Annotated in this window: 3 protein-coding genes and 1 pseudogene; all 4 read left to right on the forward strand. The window is 72.6% G+C overall.

What is annotated here, in order from left to right; translation table 11 throughout:
• Positions 1-360 (forward strand): cell envelope integrity protein TolA (locus FK498_RS19565; protein ID WP_161988488.1); only part of this gene is annotated, 360 nt, incomplete at its 5' end.
• A gap of 103 nt (positions 361-463) precedes the next feature.
• On the forward strand, positions 464-1,831 hold the full coding sequence (gene tolB / locus FK498_RS18160; RefSeq protein ID WP_141857049.1) for a Tol-Pal system beta propeller repeat protein TolB: 1,368 nt from the start codon (positions 464-466) through the stop codon (positions 1,829-1,831).
• A gap of 129 nt (positions 1,832-1,960) precedes the next feature.
• On the forward strand, positions 1,961-2,431 hold the full coding sequence (gene pal, locus FK498_RS18165; RefSeq protein ID WP_141857051.1) for a peptidoglycan-associated lipoprotein Pal: 471 nt from the start codon (positions 1,961-1,963) through the stop codon (positions 2,429-2,431).
• Positions 2,432-2,587: 156 nt separating this feature from the next.
• Positions 2,588-3,072: pseudogene (locus FK498_RS18170) on the forward strand (hypothetical protein); the annotation flags it as partial.

Genomic DNA, 3,072 nt, shown 5'->3' on the forward strand with positions numbered 1-3,072 from the left:
CCGCAGGGCGGCGCTCCGCCCGCGCCCGGCGCACCCGGCGGCACCGCGCCGGCCCCGGGCCTGACGCGCGGCGAGATCGACGGGCTGGCCAACAAGATCAGCGAGTGCTGGAGCGTCGATGCCGGGATGCGCGGGCTCGAGGAGATCGTGGTCGAGCTCAAGGTGCGGCTGCGCCCCGACGGCTCGGTGGTGACCGCCACACCGGTGCGCCAGTACAGCGGCCGCGAGCAGATCGTCGCCGAGCAGGCCCGCCGTGCGCTTCTCTCGCCGCGCTGCAACCCGCTGCCGATCGACCGCGACAAGGTCGCGATCGTCGAGGCCGCGACCTTCCGCTTCAGCCCGCGCGGACTGGTGCGATGAGCAGGCCGCTCACGCGGCTGCAACCGTCCGTCCATCGACCGCGTTGGACGTCTGCGCTATCCACCTCCCGGCCGCGCCGGCGGCCGCGACGCCAGAGGTCCCGATGACCGACCGACTGCTGACCGATCGCCAGTTCAGGGCGCTGGAGGCGCTGGCCTGCGGCCGCCGCAGCCTGATGGCAGGGCTCGCCGCGGTGGCGGCCGCCGGCCTGTCCGGCACCGCGCGCGCGCAGGGACCGGTGATCGACATCACCCGCGCGCGCACCGACCCGATGCCGATCGCGATCCCGGACTTCGCCGGGGCGCAGCCCTACGGCCCGCAGATCGCCCAGGTGATCACGGCGAACCTGGCGCGCTCCGGCCTGTTCCGACCGATCGACCGGCGCGCCTTCCTCCAGGAGGCGCCCGATGCCACGCCACGCTTCGCCGACTGGCGCGCGATCGGCGCCCAGGCCCTGGTCACGGGCAAGGTCGAGCAGCAGGGCGAACGCCTGCGCGTCGAGTTCCGGCTCTGGGACGTGCTGCCGGGCGTGCAGATCCAGGGCACCGCCTTCACCACCAATGCGGCCAACTGGCGCCGCATCGCGCATATCTGCTCTGATGCGATCTACGAGCGGCTGCTCGGCGAGAAGGGCTACTTCGACACCCGCATCGTCTACGTCGCCGAGAGCGGGCCGCGCGACCGGCGCGTCCGCCGCCTCGCGATCATGGACCAGGACGGCGAAAACCACCGCTTCCTGACCGACGGGCAGTGGATGGCGCTCAGCCCGCGCTTCCACCCGAGCGTGAATCAGGTCGCGTTCATGTCGTTCTTCCGCAACGAGCCGCGCGTCTACCTGCTCGACGTGGACAGCGGCCGGCAGAGCCTGCTCGGCAACTTCCCCGGCATGACGCTCAGCCCCCGCTTCAGTCCGGACGGCAACGCGGTGCTGCTGTCCGCCATCCGCGGCGGCAACGCCAACATCTACCTGGTCGACCTCCGCTCGCGGCAAGAGCGGCAGCTCACCAGCTCCGGCGCGATCGACGTCAGCCCATGCTTCAGCCCGGACGGCCAGCAGATCGTCTTCAACAGCGACCGCGGCGGCAACCAGCAGCTCTACGTGATGAACGCCGACGGCTCGAACGTGCGGCGCATCAGCTTCGGCCAGGGCCGCTACGCCACCCCGGTCTGGTCGCCGCGCGGCGACCTGATCGCCTTCACCCGAATCGCCGGCGGCACCTTCGCGATCGGCGTGATGCGCCCCGACGGGTCGGGCGAGCGCATCCTCTCCGAAGGCTGGTCGATGGAGGGCCCGACCTTCGCGCCGAACGGGCGGGTGCTCGCCTACTGGCGCGAGACGCCCGCGCGGGACGCTCGCGGATCGGGGTATTCCACGCGGCTCGCATCCATCGACATCACCGGCTTCAACGAACGCGTCCTGCCGACGCCGACCGATGCCTCCGATCCCGCGTGGTCACCGTTGCTCCCCTGATCCGCCACAATCCCGCCCGAACTTGACCCGATACGCGGCGGTGCGCTATGGGCGCGTAACGGTCATGGCCGCGCCAAGGAGTCGCGGCCGATTACTGGCTTGGTCCCCAAACGAGAAGGTATGGCTCTGATGAAGCTGAAGCTGCTGAGCTCCATGGCGGCGCTCGCACTGCTCGCCGCCTGCGAGTCCACCCCCGAACAGGCCGGCGGCGCTGGCGGCGCCGGCGCGGCGTCGACGATCCGGCCCGGCACGCAGGAGGATCTGGTCGCCAATGTCGGCGATCGGGTGTTCTTCGACTTCGACCGCTACGACATCCGCCCCGATCAGCGCGCCACGCTCGAGCGCCAGGCCGCTTGGCTGCAGCAGCACAGCACGGTGCAGGTCCAGATCGCGGGCCACGCGGACGAGCGCGGCACGCGCGAGTACAACCTGGCGCTCGGCCAGCGCCGCGCCAACACGGCGCGCGACTTCCTCGTCGCCCGTGGCGTCGCCGGGGCGCGCATCAGCACGATCAGCTACGGCGAGGACCGCCCGATCGCGCTCGGCTCGAACGAGGAGGCGTGGGCGCAGAACCGCGTCGCCATCACCTCGGTCCGCTGACGCTCTCCGGATCGCGAGGCGAGGGCGGCGCGGCAACCCGCGCCGCCCTTCGTCGTTCCGGCCTGCATGCCTCGCGCGGCAGTCGCTTGCGGCGCGCCTGCCGTCGCCGTAAGCCGCGGCGAGGAGACGCATCGTCGCAAGGAAGGTGCCGCAGCCATGCGCCCGCTCACGCTGATCCCGCTTCTCGCTCTTCTGGCCGCCGGACCCGCCTCCGGCCAGATCGACAGCCGCGAGGGCATCGCGCTGCAGAACCAGATCCTGGAGCTGCGGCGCGAGCTCCAGGCGCTCCAGGCGCGGATGGGTTCGGGCGGGACCGCCGGCGGCTCCGCGCTCGGCGCGCCCACCCCCCTCGCCCCGCCGCGTGGCGCGCCCGCGATCGGCGATGACCAGCGCGAGCTGCTGACCCGGCTGCTCGACCGCGTCGCCGCGCTCGAGACCGAGGTTCGGCTGCTGCGCGGCCGGTCCGACGAGACCCAGAACGCGCTGCGCGAGCTGGCCGCGACGGTCGAGAAGAACCAGGCGGATGTCGATTTCCGCCTGCAGGAACTCGAAGCCTCGCGCCGCCCGGCCGCCGCGCCGACGCCGGCCCAGCCCCAGGCGCAGCCGCGTCAGCCGGCCCAGGCGCAGCCGCCCGCCCAGGC

This window comes from Elioraea sp. Yellowstone (assembly GCF_006704265.1).
GTDB lineage: Bacteria > Pseudomonadota > Alphaproteobacteria > Acetobacterales > Acetobacteraceae > Elioraea.